Consider the following 20,201-nt stretch of genomic DNA (forward strand, 5'->3'; position numbering starts at 1 on the left):
TCGAAAGCCTAAATTCAAACTGGATCGCGACTCGCGCGGGCTTCCTTGAGCCGGAGGCCGAGAAGCCCTATCTCAACGCTTTGCCTCCGCCGGCCGACCGGCGCGCGCTGCGCCATTGTCAGGAATGAGAATGCCCCACCCCATCGTCCGTTTCGCCCCCTCGCCGACGGGCCATATTCATATTGGCAATGCGCGGACGGCGCTTTTGAACTTCCTTTACGCCAAAAAGCATCGCGGCGAATTCATCTTGCGTTTCGACGACACCGATCTGGAACGCTCGCGGGAGGAATATGCGCAGGCGATCGAGGTCGATCTCGCCTGGCTTGGCGTCGCGCCGAACGCCATTTTTCGTCAATCGGAGCGGATCGCGCTTTACCATGCCGCCGCCGAGGCGCTTCGCGCCGCCGGAAGGCTGTACCCCTGTTACGAGACCGCCGAAGAGCTCGAGCGCAAGCGCAAGCGCCAGCAGGCGCGCGGCCAGCCGCCGGTTTATGACCGGGCCGCTCTCGAGCTTTCCGCCGCGGATCGCGCCCGGCTCGAAGCGGAGGGCCGCAAGCCGCATTGGAGGTTCAAGCTCGAGCATAAGACGGTCCGCTGGAACGATCTGGTGCGCGGCGAGAGCCATATCGACTCCGCCTCCCTCTCGGATCCGGTGCTTTTGCGCGAGGACGGCAGCTATCTCTACACATTGCCGTCGGTCGTCGACGATCTCGACCGCAGGGTCAATCTGATCATCCGCGGCGAAGATCATGTGACCAATACGGCCGTGCAAATCCAGCTCTTCGAGGCTCTGATCGCCCATCGCGGCGGCGCCGGCGCGGTCCCGAATTTCGCGCATCACAATCTCTTGTCTTCCGCGAGCGGCGAAGGCCTGTCGAAACGCACGGGCGCGCTCTCGATCGGCAGCTTGCGCGAGCAGGGCTTGGAATCGCTCGCCGTCGCCGCCGCCGCGGTCCTGATCGGCTCGGCGGTCGCGCTGCATCCCGTGGCCAGCCTCGACGAACTCGCTGCCGCGCTCGACCTCGGCCAGATATCCCGCACGCAGACCCGCTTCGATCCAGCGGAGCTTGCGAACCTCTCCGCGCGCACCTTGCACGGCTTGAGCTTCGAGGCGGTGCGCGACCGGCTCGCGGCGCATGACATTGCCGGCTATAAGGCGGGCGCTTTCTGGCTCGCCGTGCGGGGGAATCTCGCCAGTTTTCTCGATGTCGTCGATTGGTGGCGCGTGGTCGATGGCGAAATCCAGCCGGTCGCCGAGGACGCCGAATTTCTCGAGCAGGCGCGCAATGTCCTTCCCGAGGAGCCTTGGGACGAGAAGAGCTGGGCGGCTTGGACGAAGGTCTTAAAAGATCAGACCGGCCGCAAGGGAAGGGCCTTGTTTCATCCGCTGCGCCTCGCCCTGACCGGACAGGAGACGGGGCCGGAGCTCGCCGTCCTCCTGCCGCTCATCGGCAAGGTCAAAGCGTCGGCCCGACTCTCCGGACGCGTCGCCTGATTCCGTCCGGGCCGACGACGACCTGGAATTGATCTTGATCCTTATCCGGCGCGGCGCCCGCCGGCGCGGTTTTGTCCGGATCATTCGTTGAGGCGGGCGCAGGCGCTGGGCCTTGCTTCGACCGCTTCTTGCCCTCGGCTGTGGGCGCGGAGAGTTCCGCCGATTTTTCCTCGGTGACGATCACGTCGCCTCGGTGATCCGGGCCGATGAGGCGCTCCGCGCCGGCGAGCGCCTGCGCCCAGGATTCGTCCGGCGGCTTGCAGGTGCAGGACGGCTCGAATTTCCTCTGGAACTTCAAGGCGTTCGGCAAATCGGAATAGGCGCTGCCATTATCGATCGAGACGGCCGTGCTGATCTCGCTATATGGGGCGCGCGTATAGACGCTGACGTCGGCGTTGGGGCAGAGGGCCTGGCACAGATTGCTCAGTTCGTCCGCCGGATGGCGCGCCGAATAGGGAAGCGGAAAATAGCCGCCGTCGCAACTGCGCACGCAGACCGCCTGCGATCCGCCATGCGCCGTCTGTTCTTCGCCGGGCAGGGGCTGCTCGTCGAACGGCTCGGGAACCTGCGTGGGCGGTCGATTGGGTAGCAAAGCGCCGCCAAAAAGCTGCTCGAAGAAATTGCGCGGCTGGGCCTGCGGCTGCGCCGCGGCCTGGGCGCCGCCGCGGCAATAGGCGTTGTAGCGGGCGATCAACGCTTGTTTCTCGGGCGAGGGGGCCGATTGCGCGGCCTGAATCTGGGCGATTGTTGCCTGCATTTGGCCGATTTGGGCGTTGAGGCCTGGGCATGGGGCCGGTAGGGGCGGGCCGAAGATAACTTGCGGCCGGTTGCAGCCGAGCGAGCGCGCATAGGCGATCGTCCGGTCGAGGTCGGCCTTGAGTTTCGGCGAGGCGCCTGCGCTGCGGCTGGGACGCGCCGGATGAGTCTGATCAAAGGCCGCAATCTCGGCGGAAAGTCTTGTGCAGTCGATGGGTTGAGCAAGAGCTTCGCCATGCCCGAAAAGGACCGCCGCAAGCGCGATCCAAAAGCCGGCGGGGCGTCGCCCAGCGCTCTTGGCGGCCGCGCGGCGAACTTCGGGCAGATTGATCATGACAATGCTTCTCGCGCCATTTCGCCGATTTGTCATCCCATGGTGGTGTTATCATGGCCATGTGCGGATTTCGTTCGCAAGATCACGCCGCCTTTGGAAGAAAAAATCCAAGGCAGGGGAAGCAATCGAGTTTTTTCAGCGAGAACGGAATCGAAAAGCCGGAGTCTGCTTTTCGGTCTTGGCCTCGCCGCGAAATCTCGGGGAGGCGCGGGGGGATCCCTTTCATTCCGGTTCGAGTTTGACCATATCTGCGCTGCAAATTCAGAAAGAAGAGCGCCAATGTCCTTTTCAAAATATCGCTTTTTGGTCATGGGGTGCGCGGCTCTGGTCGTCATCGGCGCGTCGAGATCCGCCCTCGCGGCTTCCGACGAGCCTGACCTGATCATGCGCAGGTCGACCGTCTTCAACCTCCTGACCCCGAACGACAAATTGGCGACCTATGGCATTGACGATCCGCTCGTGGACGGGGTCGCTTGCCATTTCACCGTGCCGGAAAAGGGCGGACTTTCGGGCATGTTCGGGGTCGCCGAGGAGGTTTCAGACGTCTCGCTGGCCTGCCGCCAATATGGGCCGATCAAGTTCAAGGAAAAATTTTCACAGGGAGACGTGGTCTTCACCGAGCGCCGCTCCTTCTTTTTCAAAAAGATGCAGATCGTGCGCGGCTGCGACGTCAAGCGCAATGTGCTGATTTACATGGTCTATACGGACAAACTCTTCGAGGGCTCGCCGAAGAACTCGACCTCGACGGTCCCGGTCGAGCCTTGGGGCGGAACCGACGTGCCCAAATGCGCCGATTGGACCAAAGGCTAAGCGACTTTGTCTGTTGGAGATTGCTTGGAAACTCCGTTCGCCTCGTCCTCAGGAAGCCAATTCGGATGAAATGGTCGTCTCGACGGCGTGAGGCGAGCGCTTAAGCTGACGCCCTCGTGGTTCGAGACGGCCTTTCAAAACCGAGCCGCGCCGATTACGAACAATTTTAGAATCTGATCTCGGCCAGTCGCCTACTCGCCGCAGGCCACGAGATAGGAGCCTGGCCGAATATCGGCCGCGCGGTTCGCATCGATCGATTGGGCCATGTTCTCGGCTGGGCCATAGGACTTGGAGGCGGCGAGACCATGCGCCTCGCACCAGGCGTCTGCGACGACCATGCCGCAGGCCGATTTTTCCGACAGGCAGTTGTGCAACCCATAGCCGTCGTCCGGCGGGATGATGAGAATATGGCTTTCCTCGGCCCGCGCCGAGACGCCGAGAGCGAAGCCGGTCAGCACGCCGCCAATCACGAAAAGCACGATGCGAAACAGCTTGCGGCGATCAGCGGTACATATCGACATGGCGAACTCGACTGTTGGACGAAAGCGACGTAAGGGACTCTGTCGAAAGCGCTTGAAAAAAGCGTTAACTCAGGCGAACCACTCCGCTTCCGAGGGAAGCGCTTGACGGGACGAGCGTTCAGCGCGCATAATTTCGTTATGACGAGACTGATCGGCGCGCGCCGGCCCAATTCGGCGACGATCATTATTTGTATCGGCTAGCCTTGCCGCTGGCTGGAGCCGTCTTGTCCTCTTGAAGAGTTCGACCTCGACACCCCAGGCAGCGCCGGCGCTCAAGGGGAAGACATGTCGCTGCGGCTCTATAATACGCTGACCCGCCAGAAGCAGATTTTCGAGCCGATCGATCGCTCGAACGTCCGGCTCTATGCCTGCGGCCCGACGGTCTACGACCATCTCCACATCGGCAATGGGCGGATGCTGATCGTCTTTGACGTCCTGTTCCGGCTGTTGCGCCATGCCTTTGGCGACACCCACGTCAAATATGTCCGCAACATCACCGACGTGGACGACAAGATCAATGCGCGGGCGGCGGAGCGCGGCGTCGACATCAGCGTGCTGACCGATGAGATGACGGCGATCTTTCACGAGGACGCCGCCGCCTTGGGGTGCTTGCCGCCGAGCGTCGAGCCGCGCGCGACCAAGCATATGGCGGAGATGATCGCGATCATCGAAAGGCTGCTTGCGAACGGCCACGCCTATGCAGCGGAAGGCCATGTGCTGTTCGACGTTCCCTCCATGCCGGATTACGGCAAGCTCTCCAAGCGCCCGCTCGATGACATGATCGCCGGCGCGCGGGTTGAGGTCGCGCCCTATAAGCGCGGGCCGATGGATTTCGTCTTGTGGAAGCCGTCGGCCCCGAACGAGCCGGGCTGGGAGAGCCCCTGGGGCCGGGGGCGGCCCGGCTGGCATATCGAATGCTCGGCCATGAGCTGGAAACATTTGGGCGAGATTTTCGACATTCACGGCGGCGGCATAGATCTCGTCTTTCCACATCATGAGAACGAGGTGGCGCAGACCTGCTCGGCCTTCGGCCATGAGGTGATGGCCAATGTCTGGATGCACAACGGCCATCTCCAGGTCGAGGGCGAGAAAATGTCCAAGAGCCTGGGGAATTTCGTGACCATTCACGAGCTGTTGCATAGCGACAAGTTCGGCGGGCGCTCATGGCCCGGCGAAGTGTTGCGGCTCGCGATGTTGCGCACGCACTACCGGCAGCCAATCGATTTTACGGTGAAGGCGCTGGAGGAGGCGGAAAAGATCTTGCTCGATTGGGGACGCACTTACGCGGATATTGCGACTGAGCCGCCGAGCGAGGAATTTATCGAAGCCTTGAGCGATGATCTCAACACGCCGAGGGCGATCGCCGAGCTTCATTCCCTGAAGGGGTGTCGGCCGGGCGCTCTTCGCAGCGGTCTGGACTTGCTTGGCGTTCGGCAATGGGACGCACATGCGACTTCATCCGATCTTGCTATTCCTAAGGTTGAAATCGAGACCTACATTGCGCGTCGCCTCGCCGCGCGCAAAGACAAGAACTGGGCGGAGTCCGACCGCATCCGCGACGAGCTCGACGCGATGGGCGTAGCTCTCAAGGACAACAAGGACGGCACGACGTCCTGGGAGCCCAAGCGATGAACGCCCGCGCCGTCCCCAAGCCTTCGCTGCGGCCCTATCTTCCCGCCGACCTGCCGCTTCTCGCCGAGATCAGGCTCGCGTCCATAGAAGAATTGACCGTCGAGGATTATGACGAGGCGCAGCGCGCCGCTTGGGCTTCCGCCGCCGAAGATGAAGCCGCGCTCGCCGAAACGCTCAAGAAGGGCTTGAGCCTGGTCGCGCTGATGGAAGGCTCGCCCGTCGGCTTCGTCGTCCTGCTGGATGGCGGCCTGATCGACCAGCTCTATGTTCATCCAGCGGTCGCGCGGAGCGGCGTCGCAAGCGCTCTCCTGGATGCGGTCGAGAAGCTCGCCCGCGCGCGAGCGCTGCCGACGCTGTTGGTCGACGCCAGCGACACCGCAAGACCTCTATTCGAGAAGCTCGGCTTCACCGCCGAGCGCCGCAACACGATCTCTCTTGACGGCGAATGGTTCGGCAACACGCGCATGAAAAAAACCCTGTCGCCGCAAACGCCGGACCTGCGGTCATGACGCGCGAAAGACTCTATCTCTTCGACACGACCTTGCGCGATGGCGCGCAAACCACGGGCGTCGATTTCTCCCTCGCCGACAAGCGCCATATCGCCGCGATGTTGGATAGTCTCGGACTCGATTATATCGAGGGCGGCTATCCGGGCGCCAATCCGCTCGACACGGAGTTTTTCGCGAGCAGGCCGAAGCTGCATCATGCCCGCTTCGCGGCCTTCGGGATGACCAAGCGGGCCGGGCGTTCGGCGGGCAATGATCCGGGCGTCGCGAGCCTGCTCGCCGCCGACGCCGATTCGATCACCTATGTCGCCAAGGCCTGGGATTATCAGGTCCATGTTGCGCTCGGCTGCACGCTCGAGGAAAATCTCGAATCGATCGTCCAGTCGATCGAGGCGGCGCGGAGCAAGGGGCGTGAAGCCTTGCTCGATTGCGAGCATTTCTTCGACGGGTTCAAGGCGAACCCCGACTACGCGCTCCAATGCGCCAAGGCGGCCTATGAGGCCGGAGCGCGCTGGATCGTGCTCTGCGACACCAATGGCGGGACGCTGCCGCATGAGATCGAGCGCATCGTCGCCGAGGCCGCGCTCCATGTGCCGGGCGCGCATCTCGGCGTCCACGCGCATAATGACACGGAGAACGCGGTCGCCAATTCGCTCGCCGCGGTGCGCGCGGGCGCGCGGCAGATCCAGGGCACGCTAAACGGGCTCGGCGAGCGCTGCGGCAACGCCAATCTCGTCTCGCTGATTCCTACATTATTGCTGAAGCCGGATTTCGCCGAGCATTTCGAGATCGGAGTGCCGTTCGAGAAACTCGCGAGCCTCACAAAGATCAGCCATACGCTCGATGAATTGCTGAACCGCGCCCCGAACCGCCACGCGCCTTACGTCGGCGCCTCGGCCTTCGCGACCAAGGCGGGCATTCACGCCTCCGCCGTCATGAAGGCGCCGCGCACTTACGAGCATGTGGCGCCGGAAAGCGTCGGCAATAAGCGCAGGCTTCTTGTCTCCGACCAGGCCGGCAAGTCCAATATTCTCGCCGAGCTGGAGCGGATCGGCGTGCGCCTCGACAAGGACGACCGGCGCGTCACAACCCTGCTTGAAGAGGTCAAGCAGAAGGAGGCGCTGGGCTATGCCTATGAAGGCGCCGACGCTTCCTTCGAGCTGCTCGCCCGAAGGGCGCTCGGCGAGGCGCCGACTTATTTCGAGGTCGAGCGTTTTCGTGTCGACGTCGAGCGCCGGCACAACGCCCAAGGCGATCTGGTGACGGTGTCGGAAGCGACCGTGAAAGTGCGCGTCGATGGCGAGGTTTTGATTTCGGCCGCCGAGGGGGAGGGGCCGGTCAATGCGCTCGATCTCGCCTTGCGCAAGGATCTCGGCAAATATCAACGCTACATCGGCGATCTCGAGCTTGTCGATTATCGCGTGCGCGTCTTTCAAGGCGGCACCGACGCGGTGACGCGCGTCCTGATTGAATTTCGCGACGCAGGGGGCGAGTCTTGGTCGACGGTCGGGGTTTCGGCCAATATTATCGACGCCTCGTTCCAGGCGTTGACCGACGCCATCACCTACAAATTGTTGAAATCCGGCGCGCGATAGGCGCGCGCCCATCGACCTGCATTCTTCAGCATTGGACCGGCAGCGCCTCCGCTTTGATTTTCGGCTCGGCGCCAATGGCGGTCTTTCCGGGCTGCGCCGCCGAGCGGTTGCACGGCGCGGCGCCGCAATTCCTACTCCCCATCGCGGCGAAATGTGTTAAGCGTGTATATGGAAGTTCAGGTCTCATGAGGCCCCTGCCCCGAAGGGAGTAGGCAAATGCGTTATGTTATTCTCGCAATCTTCCTATGCGCGGTCGACGTCCCTGTCGCGTCCGCTCTGCCTATAGTCAACGCCAATGCGGTTTCCGTCTCCAAAGCGGAAGCCGTCGTTCCGGCCGCTAAGCGCAGTAAGCCGCGCGTGCATCGTCACAGTCGCGGCTCGGGCGGAATCCATCCTTTGGTTGGAAGCGGCGACTACTAAATCGGGACAGTAGCCGCAATTTCAATTTTGGCCTGGGCTGCTGCAGCGTCGGCGCGGCGGCTGTCATCGCGTGTCGAAGTGAAACCAGATTGCGTGCGGATCGCCTCTGGGCGGCGCCGGGAAGGGCGCGGCGCGGCGGACGGCGTTCAGGGCGGCGGAGTCGAGTTCCGGCAGCCCGCTCGTCCGATAGACCGCCTGATGGGTCAGATTGCCGCGCTCGTCGACATAGAACGAGATGATTCCCTCGCCCACCACATGGCGTTCGCGAAGCCCTGGCGGATAATGCATCTGCCGCATGATCAAGCCGAACAGGATCGAGAGATAGGTGGTCCTTTCCGTTCCGCCGGCGACGGGCGCGGGCTTTGCGAGAGATCCGACCTTATAATCCGGAAGCGAATTTAGCGCCGCGAGCTGGTCGGCCACGGTCTGCTTCTTGGCGGGGCCAGGCGGCGTCTTGGACTCGACCGGCGTTTTCTTTTCCTTGGGCTTGTCTTGAGGTCTTGTCGGCGGTTCCGGCGCGGCTTTATCGAGCGCCTCGGCTTCGGGCTTGTCTTCGTCGAACTTTTGCGGCGTCGTCTGCTCCTCCGGCTGCGCCGTGGCGGCCTGCTGAGGCTGCGGCTTTTTCTCCGGCGAAGGCTTTTCGGCCGTATGTTTCGTCATGGGCGCGACGCGCGGCGATTGCGTCTGCTTGTCCGGCGCGTCCCGCTCCACGGTCTCCTGGTTGGCGGTCCTCGGCGCGTCGAAGGCCGGCTTCTCATCGTCCTGGACCTTGGGCTTTGGAGGCTCCTTTGGTTGCTTTTGCTGCTGTTGCGGCGGGGGCTCCGGCTCCGGCGGCGGGGTCTCCACCACGACCTCCACCGGAATTTCTTCTTCGTGGGCGGCTTCCTCGGGCGCGAACCTGTCGCGAAGAAGCAGGAGCGCGAGAAGGCCAGCATGGATCAAGAAGCACATCGCGAGAAGAAGCGCGAACAGCCGCTTCCGCGAGGGCGGCTCGGCGCTCGGCGGCGCGATCAGGCGCTCGTCTGGATCGGCCTTGAAGCTCATGTCGAAGATCAGAGGGCGAAGCTCACGATGGATGTCTCAAAAAATGGGCCTGCGAAAAATGTCAGTCGCGCAAGCATTTTACAATCTGGGATCGACAATATCCTTTCGCGCGCCGAGAAGCTCGGTCCTGGCGGCGGCCGTTTCGATCATCGGCAGAATATCCTCGATCTTTTCGGCGACAAGATAGCGGACCTCGAAAGACGATTGAATGAACCGGCGCTCGCGCATATGGGCGAAAAGATGCAGCAAAGGTTGCCAGAACCCGCCGATGTCGGCGATGACGACAGGTTTCGAATGACGCTCGAGCTGCACCCACGTCAATTGCTCGACCAATTCCTCGAGCGTGCCGATGCCGCCCGGCAGCGCGACGAAAGCGTCTGCGCGCTCGAACATCAGCCGTTTTCGCGTGTGCATGTCCGGAACGACGACGCATTCCTGGCCACGGGAGGGAGGCTGCTCCTTCTGGCGGAGGAAATCCGGGATGACGCCGGTGACCTCGCCGCCCTCGGCGAGCACCGAGCGGGCGATCGCGCCCATGAGGCCATTGCCGCCGCCGCCATAGACGAGGCCTATGCTGGCCTTCGCCATCGCGCGCCCGAGGCTCGACGCCGCAGCTTCATAAAGGGGATCGGCGCCTTGAGCGGAGCCGCAATAGACGCAAATATTCCGCACCAGTCGAGGCTTAGCCTCCACTGCAATCTGGTTTGACGACATGGCGCGCTTGTCGCAAGCCCTCCGCACAGGGTCAAGGGGCGAACGACGGACTGCCGGCGCGAAATCCCGGCGCGACGCTGCCCTCAGTTTCCACAGCCGGCGCAAGGGTCTTTGCATTATGCTGTTCGGGGCCTGACGATTGGGGCTTGCGGGGTGCTCATGTGCAGGAAAATGACGGCGCTTGCGTGCGGCTTTTGCCTCGTCGTCGTGCTGTTCGTCTCGAGCCGCTTTGGCGCGGTCAAGCAAACCGGCGAGCCAGATTTTGAGGCGCGAAGGCGCGAGACGAGAGCGGAAGGAAGCGCTGCCGTGACGGCCGACGCGCCAACCGCCGAACCTTCGGCTGCAGCCGAAGCTGAAGCTATACAGGTCAATGAGGCGGCGAGCGGTTCCGACGCCGTTGAAGTTCGAAAGGGCGACAGCCTGTGGAGCATCAGCCGGAGGTTGCGCGGCAAAGGCGTCGATTATTCCGAGATCTACGCCCGGAACGCCGCGCGGATCCGCGATCCGCGCAAGATCTACCCCGGCCAGCGCATTCTCGTCCCAAAAGGCGTCGGACCAGATTGAAGATATTTTGCTCGCCGGATCGGCGATGCTTCGAGGAGGAGCCGCGCGCGCATCGCGGCTTCCACGCAGGATCCGCAATGCGGATTGTGGCTGCGCGGCCTATATGAAATTCGGTGACGCCCGCGCCGCGCTCTTGGCGAGATCAAACCCCGCCCACGTGAGACCCGATGGATCAAATCACTTTGCCTCAGCTTCCTCCGCCGCCCGGCGCGACCGTCGTGAGAAAGGCGGCGATGGCCGCGCTCGGGCGAAAGCTCTGGCCCTATATCTGGCCTTCCGACCGGGCGGATTTGAAGCGGCGGATTTATGTGTCTCTTGCTTTGCTGCTGGCGGCGAAGCTCGTCACGATCGCGATTCCCTATTCTTTCAAATGGGCGACCGACGCCTTGGCCGAGCCGGCGAGCGCTCCCGTGTTCGGCGTCATGGCTGCGCCGCTGGCCTTCACGCTCGCCTATGGCGCCTTGCGCATCGCCATGTCGCTCTTCACCCAGGGACGCGACGCCATCTTCGCCGATGTCGCGATGCATGCGGTGCGCCGCCTCGCGCGAGACGTCTTCGCGCATCTGCATCGGTTGTCTCTCCGCTTCCATCTGGAGCGGAAGACGGGCGGCGTCACGCGCGTGCTCGAGCGCGGCCGCGATTCCATCGAGACAATCGTGCGCACGACGATGTTGACCGCAGCGCCGACGCTCGTCGAATTCGTCATGGTCCTCATCGTGCTTCTGGTGCAATTCGATTGGCGCTATGTGGCGGTCGTGGCGGCCATGATCCTCGCTTATGTCGGCTTCACCCTCGTCGCGACGACCTGGCGCATCGCGATCCGCAGGGCGATGAACGAAAGCGACGCCGACGCCAACGCCAAGGCGATCGATAGCCTCCTTAATTTCGAGACCGTGAAATATTTCGGCGCGGAGGAGCGCGAGCAGCAGCGCTATGACAAATCGATCGCGCGCTACGAGCGCATGAGCGTCAAGACCTATACGTCGCTTGCTTTGCTCAACGCCGGCCAGGCGATCATTTTTGCGCTGGGCCTGACCAGCGTGATGGCGATGAGCGTGGGCGGGGTGAGGAGCGGCGCGCACACGGTCGGCGACTTCGTTCTCGTGAATGCGATGATGATCCAGCTCTATCAGCCGCTCAGCTATATCGGCCTCGTCTATCGCGAGCTCCGGCAGGCCGCGATCGATCTCGAGATGATGTTCGACATCCTGGCCGAAGAGCCCGACGTTATGGACCGGCCCGGCGCCGCGCCTCTCGTCGTCGCCGAAGGAAGGCTTTCGTTCGAAAATGTCTGCTTCAGCTATGATCCGCGCCGGCCGATCCTGAAAGGCGTCAGCTTCGAGGCGCCGGCCGGCAAGACCCTGGCGATCGTGGGGCCTTCGGGCGCGGGAAAATCCACCATATCCCGGCTGGCCTTTCGCTTCTACGAGCCCTCGTCCGGGCGCATCTCGATCGACGGGCAGGACATTTCCGCGGCGACGCAAGCGTCGTTGCGCGCGGCGATCGGGATCGTGCCGCAGGACGCCGTGCTGTTCAACGACACGATTGCCTATAACATCCGCTATGGTCGTTCCGATGCGAGCGATGCAGAGATGAGGGAGGCCGCGCGCCTCGCCCAGATCGATCGCTTCATCGAGCTTGCGCCAGGCGGCTATGGCGCGCAGGTCGGCGAGCGCGGCCTAAAGCTGTCCGGCGGCGAAAAGCAGCGCGTCGCCATCGCGCGGACGCTGCTCAAAGGGCCGCCGATTTTAATTTTCGACGAGGCGACGTCCGCGCTCGATTCCTACACCGAGCGCGAGATTCAAGACGCCCTGGATCGCGTCGCCAAAGGACGGACCACCCTGATCATCGCCCACAGGCTTTCGACCGTGGTCAACGCCGATGAAATCATCGTGCTCGACAAGGGCGTGATCGTCGAGCGGGGAACCCATGTCGAGCTTCTCGCGCAAAGGGGCGTTTACGCCGGCATGTGGAGCCGGCAGCATGACATCCGGCGGGCCGAGGAGACCTTGCGGCGCGCCGCGATCGAGGAGGGCGGCAGGCTCAGCATCAAGATCGAGGCGCAAGGCGCGCGCGGCGGGGCGCCCGAGGCGGATGAAGGGCAGGCCGACGCAATGCGCGTCGACGAGGACGCGGACATTGTTTCAGGCGCGTGACAAGTTGGGGGCAATGGGAACAAGTCGGCGTGAAGGCAAAGCATCGCGCTTGCCGTCGGCGCGGCGTCATGCGATGGCGAGGCTGCGCCGAACGCTTGTCGCGAGAATGGGATTGCTTCATGTCGATCATCAATTCGATCCGCAGGCATGTCACGCCGATCCATCCGGAAGGCTATATTTTCATCGCCGCCTTCGGCCTGGCCGCCTTGATCCTGGGCTCGTTCTTCAGCGTGCTCGGCTGGATCGGCGCCATCGCGACCGCATGGTGCGTTTATTTCTTTCGCGACCCCGTCCGTCATACGCCTCTCGACGAGACCCTTGTGATCTCGCCCGCCGATGGAGTCGTGAGCGCGATCGGCTTCTTCATTCCGCCGCCGGAGCTCGGGCTGGGCGTGGAGCCCTTGCAGCGCATCTCGGTTTTCATGTCGGTGTTCGACTGCCACGTGAACCGGGCGCCGGTCCGAGGCAGGGTCGCGAAGATCGCCTATAAGCCGGGGCTCTTCCTCAACGCCGATCTCGACAAGGCGAGCGAGGATAATGAACGAAACGGCCTCGTGATCGAATCGGCCGCGGGCCGTTTTGGCGTGGTGCAGATCGCGGGGCTCGTGGCCAGGCGCATTGTCTGTTTCGTTCGCCAAGGTGAAAGCGTCGAAGCGGGCGAGCGGTTCGGCCTGATCCGATTCGGCTCGCGCGTCGACGTCTATCTGCCGGCGGCGGCGCGGCCGCTGGTCGCAATCGGCTCCAAAACGATTGCGGGAGAAACCGTCCTCGCCGAACTTGGCGCCAATGCGCCGCGCCGTAATTTCAAGGCCGAGTAGCGTCCTCCGCGCCCTCTCCGACGCTTGCTTCCCCAAAGGCCAGTCGGTAGAAGGAAACCCGGCTGCGGCGCATGCGTTTAGGGCGGACGGCCGTTCTTGCCCTGCGCATATCCCGAAATTGGTCGTGTTTCGGTTTCGCAAAGAATTCGAGCGTTTGGATCGCCCATGGCCGAGCCGCTGTTTTCCGATTATCTGGTCGAGCGGCGCCTGTTGAGGCGGCAGGTCTCGTTCTGGCGCATCGCCGCCTTTTCCGTTCTCGTTCTCGGCGTCTTCGCCCTCGGCCTTCGCCTCGTCGGGGCCGAGGCCCCGCTACGCTTCACGCCGCATGTCGCGCGGCTTTCGATCGAAGGCGTCATCACCGGCGATCGCGGCACGCTGAAGCTCATCCATGACATCGAGGAATCCGAGGCGGCCGCCGTCCTGCTGTCGATCGAAAGTCCCGGCGGAACGACGGCGGGGGCGGAGCGGCTCTACGACGCGCTTCGCCGTCTCGCGGCCAAGAAGCCGGTTGTCGCGGTTGTCGGAACCCTCGCAGCCTCCGGAGGCTATATCGCCGCGCTCGGGGCGGACCAGATCGTGGCGCAAGGCACTTCGCTCGTCGGCTCGATCGGCGTGCTTGTCCAATATCCCAATGTCGCCAAATTGCTCGAGACGGTCGGGGTGAAGGTCGAGGACGTCAAATCCTCGCCGTTGAAGGCGGCGCCGAACATGTTCGAGCCGACGAGCCCGGAAGCGCGCGCGGCTTTGGCGTCGATCGTGAACGACAGCTATGAGTGGTTCAAATCGCTCGTGAAGGAGCGCCGCGGCATGGACGATTCGCAGCTTGCGGCCGTCGCCGACGGACGGGTTTTCACCGGGCGCCAAGGGATCGCGCTGCATCTCGTCGATCGGCTCGGCGGCGAACGCGAGGCCATCGATTGGCTGGAGCGGGAGAAGGCGGTGCGCAAGGACTTGCCGGTGAGGGACTGGAAGCGTGACAGGTCTTGGGAGCGGCTGGGACTGCTCAGCCTGTCCGCGGGAGTAGCCGAATTTCTTCATCTCGATGGGATCGGTCAGTTGCTCGAACGGGGAGCCGACCTCGCGCGCGAGCGGATGCTTGACGGTCTCCTATCGATTTGGCAAGTTGACGGCGTGGGCTGAGGCGTGGGGGAAGTCTGGTTTTCCTTTGCGGGACAGTAGCTTACAATCGGGGGCGGGGCGAATGATCAAATCCGAGCTCGTGCAGCGCATTGCCGACCGCAATCCCCACCTCTACCTCCGCGACGTCGAAAAAATCGTCAATGCGATCCTGGATGAGATCACGAGCGCCCTGTCGAGGGGAGACAGGGTGGAACTGCGCGGCTTCGGAGCGTTTTCGGTGAAGCATCGGGACGCTAGGGTCGGGCGCAATCCACGAACCGGCGCACATGTCGCTGTGGATGAGAAGGCGGTGCCTTTTTTCAAGACCGGCAAGGAAATGCGCGAGCGACTGAACGAAGGCTATCACGCTTAAGTCCTCGAAAGGCAAGGCGAACGCCCAAGGCGGCGCGAGCGGAAGCGCCCCAACAAATATATTGAGCCAATAGCGCGACTGCGCGCCCATCTCCACGGCAAGGCCAATGATCAGATTTTTGAGGCTGCTTCTTTTGCTCCCCATCGTCGCGGCGGTTCTCGCCGTGGCGGTCGCCAATCGTCAGCCGGTGGCCTTGGCTCTCGATCCTTTTGTTGCGACGGGTCATCCGGGCCCCCAAATCGTGGCGCCGCTCTATCTGATCTTGCTGATTTGCGTGATGGTCGGCGTTTTCATCGGCGGAGTCGCGACCTGGATCGAGCAAGGCAAGCATCGTCGGGCGGCGCGGCGGGCCGTGGCGGAAGCGCGGCGGCTGACGGCGGAAAGCGCGCGCCTGTCCTACCGTCCTGCAACCGAGAAGCGGAAGCCTCTCTGATACTGTGATTTTCACCGTTTCCGTCGATTTCACCGCGCGGGCCGACGAAATCGGAGGCTGTCTGCGTTCCTGAGCGGACCCTTGATCAGGACGCCGTGCGCTGGTCCGCCGCTGCGGAAGCGATCCCCGATGAGGTGGAACCGGATGAGGCCGACCATGGACACGCTCGTCAAAATCTGCGGTCTAGCCACGCAAGAGGGGCTCGACTCGGCGCTCGCCTGCGGGGCCGACCTGGTCGGCTTCGTCTTTTTCGATAAAAGTCCTCGGCATGTCTCATTGGACGTCGCCGCAGGTCTCGGGGGAAGGGTTGAAGGGCGCGCCCGCAAGGTGCTGCTGACCGTTAACGCCGACGACGCCTTGCTCGCCGCGGCGATCGCGGCGCTCGACCCGCATTGGCTTCAGTTGCACGGCTCGGAGAGCCCGGAGCGGATCGCCATGATCCGCGCCAATTTCGGTCTCCCGGTCATGAAGGCGATCGCCATTGCCGAAGAAAGCGATCTCGCCCAGATCGGCCGATACGACAAGGTCGCCGACATGTTGCTGTTCGACGCCAAGCCGCCGTCGGGCGCGAGCCGACCCGGCGGTCATGGAGCAGGCTTCGATTGGGGCCTCCTGGATGCGGTCGAAACCAAAAAGCCATGGCTGCTCGCCGGCGGCCTCGACGCCGAAAATGTCGCGGAGGCGCTCGGGCGGACCCGCGCGCATGGGGTCGACGTCTCGTCCGGCGTCGAGCGAGAGCCGGGCGTGAAGGATCCAGCCGAGATCGCGGCATTTGTCGCGCGGGCGCGCGGGGCCCCACGTTCGCGCGAGGCGCAACCCCTTCCGCCGAGTGACGGGCCCGATGAAAAACTTGGATTGTCGCGATGGGGAGTCTAGAACGGTTGCGCTGATTTAGCGCCGGGATCGCCGGCCCGCGCCGCCCAACGCCGGGAAATCGACCAGAACCGAGCCCGGTGAAACGAGCGCGGCGGATGTGACTTCGGCGGGCGGCGATTCAATATCTTCCTTGCATGACGCCATTTGAAAGGGCGATGCGGTGCTGGCCGAAAAGTTCAATTCCTTTCGCAGCGGACCCGACGAACGCGGCCATTTTGGCATTTTCGGCGGCAGGTTCGTCGCCGAAACCCTGATGCCGCTGATCCTCGATCTCGAAAAGCATTATGAGGCTGCCAAAAAGGATCCCGCGTTCAAGGCCGAGCTCGATCATCTGCTCACGCATTACGTCGGGCGTCCGAGCCCGCTCTATTACGCCGAGCGCCTGACAGAACAGCTGCGGCAAAAATCAGCCGAGACGGGCGGGCGCGGCGGCGCGAAAATCTATTTCAAGCGCGAGGAATTGAATCACACGGGCGCGCATAAGATCAACAATGTGCTTGGCCAGATCCTGCTCGCCCGCCGCATGGGTAAGACGCGGATCATAGCCGAGACAGGCGCCGGTCAGCATGGCGTCGCGACGGCCACGGCTTGTGCGCGATTCGGCCTCGAATGCATCGTCTACATGGGTTCGGTCGACGTCGAGCGGCAAAAGCCCAACGTGTTTCGCATGAACATGCTCGGCGCCAAGGTCGTGCCGGTGCAATCCGGCGCGAAGACGCTGAAGGATGCGATGAATGAGGCCCTGCGCGACTGGGTCACCAATGTCGACGATACGTTCTATTGCATCGGCACGGCCGCCGGCCCGCATCCCTATCCCGCCATGGTGCGCGACTTCCAATGTGTGATCGGCGATGAGACGCGAAAGCAGATGCAGGAGATCGAGGGCCGGCTTCCGGATTCGCTCTTCGCCTGCATCGGCGGCGGCTCTAATGCGATCGGCTTGTTTCATCCCTTTCTCGATGAGCCGTCGGTCGAGATTTACGGGGTGGAGGCTGCCGGCTACGGCCTCGATAAGCAACATGCGGCCTCGCTCGCTGGCGGCAGGCCCGGCGTGTTGCATGGCAACCGAACCTATCTATTGATGGATTCGGACGGGCAGATCGAGGAAGGCCATTCGATTTCAGCGGGACTCGACTATCCGGGCATAGGTCCCGAGCACGCCTGGCTGAAGGAAACGGGCCGCGTGACTTATCTCTCGGCGACGGACGCGGAAGCGCTCGCCGCCTTTCAGCTCTGCGCGAAGCTCGAGGGAATCATTCCCGCGCTGGAGCCGGCGCATGCGCTCGCCAAGGTCGCCGAAATCGCGCCGCAAAAGCAGCAGGATCACCTGTTGGTGGTGAATATTTCAGGCCGCGGCGATAAGGATATTTTCACGGTCGCGGATCATTTAGGCGGGATGTAGACGATCCTGTAGAGCGCTCCGTTGTAGTCGTCCGAAACCAGGATCGAGCCGTCGGGCAGTTCGGCGACGTCGACCGGACGGCCGGAATAGGAGCCGTCCGGCTGGCGCCAGCCCTCGGCGAAAGGCTCCGTCTTGTCGGCGTGGCCATCAGGCTTCAACGACGTGAACATGACGCGCGCCCCAATCGGAACCGTTCGGTTCCAAGATCCATGCTGCGCCGAAAAAATTCCGCCTCTATATTTTTGCGGGAATTGCGCGCCGTGATAGAAGGTCATGCCGAGATCTGCCGCGTGCGCGACTGTCTCCACCTCGGGAAACACGACATCCGCGGGCGGCGTTTCGCTCTTATATTCTTCCGTCCGCGTATGGCCGCCGCCGTACCAGGGAAAGCCGAAATTGAGGCCGGCGCGAAGCGCCCGATTGATCTCGCCGGGCGGAATGTCGTCGCCCATGCGATCGACTTGATTGTCGGTGAACCAGAGAGTCCGATCCGCCGGGTTGAAGTCCATGCCGACGGAATTGCGGATGCCACTTGCGAAGATCTCGCGGTTGGATCCGTCCAGGTTCAGGCGGATGATTCCGCCGATTCCCCATTTGTCATATTCCGCCATTTTGTCGTGCGGCGGAACATTATAGGGATCGCCGAGCGCGACATAGAGCTTTTCGTCGGCCGGGCCGACGCGGCAGACGCGCGCGCTGTGATTGCTGTTTTCGTCCGCCGTCGGGATCAAATCGCCTTGAGCGACGATGGGTTTGGCGGCGATGGAAGGGTTGGCGTAGGACGCTTCGGCGTCGGCGAAGGAAAGAACCCGGTTCTGCTCGACGACGTAGAGCGCGCCGTTCCTATCGAAGCAGACGCCATGCGGCATTTTTTTCTTGACGGATGGGGCGAACTCGACGACTTCGTCGGCCGAGCCCGACTGGGCGCGATCGCGGACCGCATAGACGCTTTTTTCCAGCGTTCCGACGAAAACGACCTTGCCGTTCGGCCCGACCGCCAGTGCGCGGGCTCCGGGAACGATGGCGTAGAGGCTGATCGAGAAACCGGGCGGAAGCTTGATCCCGGCGAGACTCCGCTTCAGCTCCTCGGCTTTCGCGCCGCTTTGCGGAACGAGGTCCTGCGCCACGGTCGGGGAGCAATAAGCCAAACCAAAGGCCAAGGCCGCGACGCCAATGGCGAGGCCTCGGCTTTTGGGCGCGCGCGTCGACTGAAGCATGGGCTCGATCCTCCTTGGCTCATTCGAGATGAGGGGCGGTCTCCGCGTTCGATTGAGGCGCAAGAGCCGCGAATAATGCGTCATCCTCGCTCGCCGAGGCGTTCGGCGTGGTCAGCAAGGCTTCGCCATAAAAGATCGAGTTCGCCCCCGCGACCAGGCAGAGAATCTGCGCCTCGCGATTGAGGACCGAGCGACCGGCGGACAATCTGACCCGCGCCGCGGGCAAGACGATGCGCGCGACTGCGATCATGCGCACGAAATCGAGCGGCTCAACGCGCGCGTTTTGAGCGAGCGGCGTGCCGGCGATTGGGACGAGCGCGTTGATCGGCACGCTTTCGGGATGTGGATTGAAACCCGCGAGAGTTTGCAACATGGCGGCGCGATCGGCGACGCTCTCGCCCATGCCGATAATTCCGCCGCAGCACATTTCTATGCCCGCCGCCCGCACGGCGTTCAATGTCGCGAGCCGATCATCATAGCTCCGGGTGGTGACGATATTGGGGTAGAATTCGCGGCTCGTGTCGAGATTGTGGTTATAGGCGGTGAGCCCCGCCTCCTTGAGGCGCGCCGCTTGGCTTTCGGTCAACATTCCGAGCGTGACGCAGGCCTCCATTCCGAGCGCGCGGACGCCGCGCACCATGTCGAGCACGGAATCGAAGGCGGCTCCGTCGCGGACGCTACGCCAGGCCGCGCCCATGCAGAAGCGATCGGCGCCGGCCGCCTTGGCCCGCGCGGCGAGCGCGAGGACGGCCTCGCTTTTCATCATGTCGATCCGGTCGAGCTGAACTTCGCCGTGATGCGCCGATTGCGAGCAATAGCCGCAATCCTCCGGGCAGCCGCCGGTCTTGATGCTGAGCAGGCTCGCCTTCTGGACGTCGTTGACGTCATGAAATTCGCGATGGATGCGGTTCGCGCGGGCGATCAACTCGAGAAGCGGCAAATCATAGAGGGCGATGATTTCGTCGATGGTCCAATCATGCCGGAACGAAGGATCGGCTTTTTGATGCATCTGCGTTTCTTTGCTTTCGCTAAGCCCAAAGACGCGGGCGAATGGCGAATTCGCGCCCGGAAACGTCTTCAGCTTGACCGCGACCGAGGAAAAAGGACTTAAAATGCGCTCTTCGGCTTTTTCTTATCGCGAAGCGGCGTCGGCGTCATCACCCTCGGCCGCGGAGCAGGATTTTGGGCGTGCGCGGCGTTCGCCCCCTGAGCGCGGGGTCCGCGCAGAAGGGTTGCGCCGGTTTCGATCGCTCTGCGTTGGACGGCGTTTCGTTGAGTGGCGGTCGGCCGCCATGCGCTGGGAAAGCTTTGAAAAGCCGATGCGGGCTGATAGATGGCCGAGCTTCAAGGACCAGTGGAAAATAAAGGGTCGAAATCCTCGCTTTGCGCCAGGCGCTTGGAAGTGGATCGAGTCAT

The 20,201-nt window shown here is 63.0% G+C and carries 19 protein-coding genes; 13 read left to right on the plus strand and 6 right to left on the minus strand.

Annotated elements, in window-relative coordinates; translation table 11 throughout:
- The first annotated feature begins 130 nt into the window (after nt 1-130).
- Nucleotides 131-1,495 carry a glutamate--tRNA ligase gene (locus METAC_RS0118615; RefSeq protein WP_026608172.1) on the plus strand — a complete coding sequence of 455 codons (1,365 nt, stop codon included), beginning with the start codon at nt 131-133 and terminating at the stop codon, nt 1,493-1,495.
- Here METAC_RS0118615 and METAC_RS24510 read toward each other — a convergent pair.
- Nucleotides 1,458-2,585 carry a DUF2865 domain-containing protein gene (locus tag METAC_RS24510; RefSeq protein WP_198017251.1) on the minus strand — a complete coding sequence of 376 codons (1,128 nt, stop codon included), beginning with the start codon at nt 2,583-2,585 and terminating at the stop codon, nt 1,458-1,460. The two genes, METAC_RS0118615 and METAC_RS24510, sit on opposite strands and share 38 nt — an antisense overlap.
- Nucleotides 2,586-2,864: 279 nt before the next feature.
- On the opposite strand from METAC_RS24510, the gene METAC_RS0118630 reads away from it, so the two are divergent.
- The gene (locus METAC_RS0118630) at nt 2,865-3,395 is read left to right on the plus strand and encodes a CreA family protein (RefSeq protein ID WP_026608174.1); all 531 of its coding nucleotides are present in this window, start codon (nt 2,865-2,867) and stop codon (nt 3,393-3,395) included.
- Nucleotides 3,396-3,586: 191 nt separating this feature from the next.
- On the opposite strand, the gene METAC_RS25395 is transcribed toward METAC_RS0118630, so the two are convergent.
- Nucleotides 3,587-3,916, minus strand: coding sequence for a hypothetical protein (locus tag METAC_RS25395; RefSeq protein ID WP_026608175.1), 330 nt, complete (start codon nt 3,914-3,916; stop codon nt 3,587-3,589).
- Nucleotides 3,917-4,201: 285 nt separating this feature from the next.
- Here METAC_RS25395 and cysS point away from each other — a divergent pair, with 285 nt between their 5' ends.
- Genes cysS through cimA form a run of 3 tightly spaced genes read left to right on the plus strand, consistent with a single transcriptional unit; the run spans nt 4,202 to nt 7,649 of the window.
- Nucleotides 4,202-5,548, plus strand: a complete 1,347-nt coding sequence (gene cysS, locus METAC_RS0118640) for a cysteine--tRNA ligase (RefSeq protein WP_026608176.1) — start codon at nt 4,202-4,204, stop codon at nt 5,546-5,548.
- Nucleotides 5,545-6,057 (plus strand): GNAT family N-acetyltransferase, encoded by a 513-nt coding sequence (locus tag METAC_RS0118645; protein ID WP_026608177.1) that lies wholly within the window; start codon nt 5,545-5,547, stop codon nt 6,055-6,057. Before cysS ends, METAC_RS0118645 begins: the two co-directional genes overlap by 4 nt.
- On the plus strand, nt 6,054-7,649 hold the full coding sequence (cimA, locus tag METAC_RS0118650) for a citramalate synthase (protein WP_026608178.1): 1,596 nt from the start codon (nt 6,054-6,056) through the stop codon (nt 7,647-7,649). The genes METAC_RS0118645 and cimA overlap by 4 nt, the downstream gene beginning before the upstream one ends.
- A gap of 483 nt (nt 7,650-8,132) precedes the next feature.
- On the opposite strand, the gene METAC_RS0118665 is transcribed toward cimA, so the two are convergent.
- Nucleotides 8,133-9,113: an energy transducer TonB gene (locus METAC_RS0118665; RefSeq protein ID WP_026608180.1), complete on the minus strand. Its 981-nt coding sequence runs from the start codon at nt 9,111-9,113 to the stop codon at nt 8,133-8,135.
- A 78-nt stretch (nt 9,114-9,191) separates the two neighbouring features.
- Nucleotides 9,192-9,827: an LOG family protein gene (locus METAC_RS0118670; RefSeq protein WP_051335878.1), complete on the minus strand. Its 636-nt coding sequence runs from the start codon at nt 9,825-9,827 to the stop codon at nt 9,192-9,194.
- 171 nt (nt 9,828-9,998) lie between these two features.
- On the opposite strand from METAC_RS0118670, the gene METAC_RS24520 reads away from it, so the two are divergent.
- The 8 genes from METAC_RS24520 (at nt 9,999) to trpB (ending at nt 17,568) form a co-directional block, all read left to right on the plus strand.
- Nucleotides 9,999-10,391 (plus strand): LysM peptidoglycan-binding domain-containing protein, encoded by a 393-nt coding sequence (locus tag METAC_RS24520; protein WP_036255717.1) that lies wholly within the window; start codon nt 9,999-10,001, stop codon nt 10,389-10,391.
- A 167-nt stretch (nt 10,392-10,558) separates the two neighbouring features.
- Nucleotides 10,559-12,547: an ABCB family ABC transporter ATP-binding protein/permease gene (locus METAC_RS24525; protein WP_084143795.1), complete on the plus strand. Its 1,989-nt coding sequence runs from the start codon at nt 10,559-10,561 to the stop codon at nt 12,545-12,547.
- Between the two features lie 119 nt (nt 12,548-12,666).
- Nucleotides 12,667-13,365, plus strand: coding sequence for a phosphatidylserine decarboxylase (locus METAC_RS0118685; RefSeq protein WP_026608182.1), 699 nt, complete (start codon nt 12,667-12,669; stop codon nt 13,363-13,365).
- A gap of 165 nt (nt 13,366-13,530) precedes the next feature.
- Complete coding sequence (gene sppA / locus METAC_RS0118690; protein WP_026608183.1) at nt 13,531-14,505, plus strand: signal peptide peptidase SppA; 975 nt, start codon at nt 13,531-13,533, stop codon at nt 14,503-14,505.
- A 61-nt stretch (nt 14,506-14,566) separates the two neighbouring features.
- Nucleotides 14,567-14,857: an integration host factor subunit beta gene (locus METAC_RS0118695; RefSeq protein WP_026608184.1), complete on the plus strand. Its 291-nt coding sequence runs from the start codon at nt 14,567-14,569 to the stop codon at nt 14,855-14,857.
- A 106-nt stretch (nt 14,858-14,963) separates the two neighbouring features.
- Nucleotides 14,964-15,290, plus strand: a complete 327-nt coding sequence (locus tag METAC_RS24530) for a LapA family protein (protein ID WP_036255718.1) — start codon at nt 14,964-14,966, stop codon at nt 15,288-15,290.
- A 156-nt stretch (nt 15,291-15,446) separates the two neighbouring features.
- Nucleotides 15,447-16,166: a phosphoribosylanthranilate isomerase gene (locus METAC_RS24535; protein ID WP_036255720.1), complete on the plus strand. Its 720-nt coding sequence runs from the start codon at nt 15,447-15,449 to the stop codon at nt 16,164-16,166.
- Between the two features lie 160 nt (nt 16,167-16,326).
- Complete coding sequence (gene trpB, locus METAC_RS0118720) at nt 16,327-17,568, plus strand: tryptophan synthase subunit beta (RefSeq protein WP_026608185.1); 1,242 nt, start codon at nt 16,327-16,329, stop codon at nt 17,566-17,568.
- Here the strand turns inward: trpB and METAC_RS0118725 are convergent.
- Entirely contained in the window at nt 17,550-18,785 is a 1,236-nt protein-coding gene (locus tag METAC_RS0118725) for a PQQ-dependent sugar dehydrogenase (protein ID WP_051335684.1), read from the minus strand. The genes trpB and METAC_RS0118725 overlap by 19 nt on opposite strands.
- A gap of 19 nt (nt 18,786-18,804) precedes the next feature.
- Nucleotides 18,805-19,794: a biotin synthase BioB gene (bioB, locus tag METAC_RS0118730; protein ID WP_026608187.1), complete on the minus strand. Its 990-nt coding sequence runs from the start codon at nt 19,792-19,794 to the stop codon at nt 18,805-18,807.
- Between the last annotated feature and the right edge of the window lie 407 nt (nt 19,795-20,201).

The organism is Methylocapsa acidiphila B2 (assembly GCF_000427445.1).
Lineage (GTDB): Bacteria > Pseudomonadota > Alphaproteobacteria > Rhizobiales > Beijerinckiaceae > Methylocapsa > Methylocapsa acidiphila.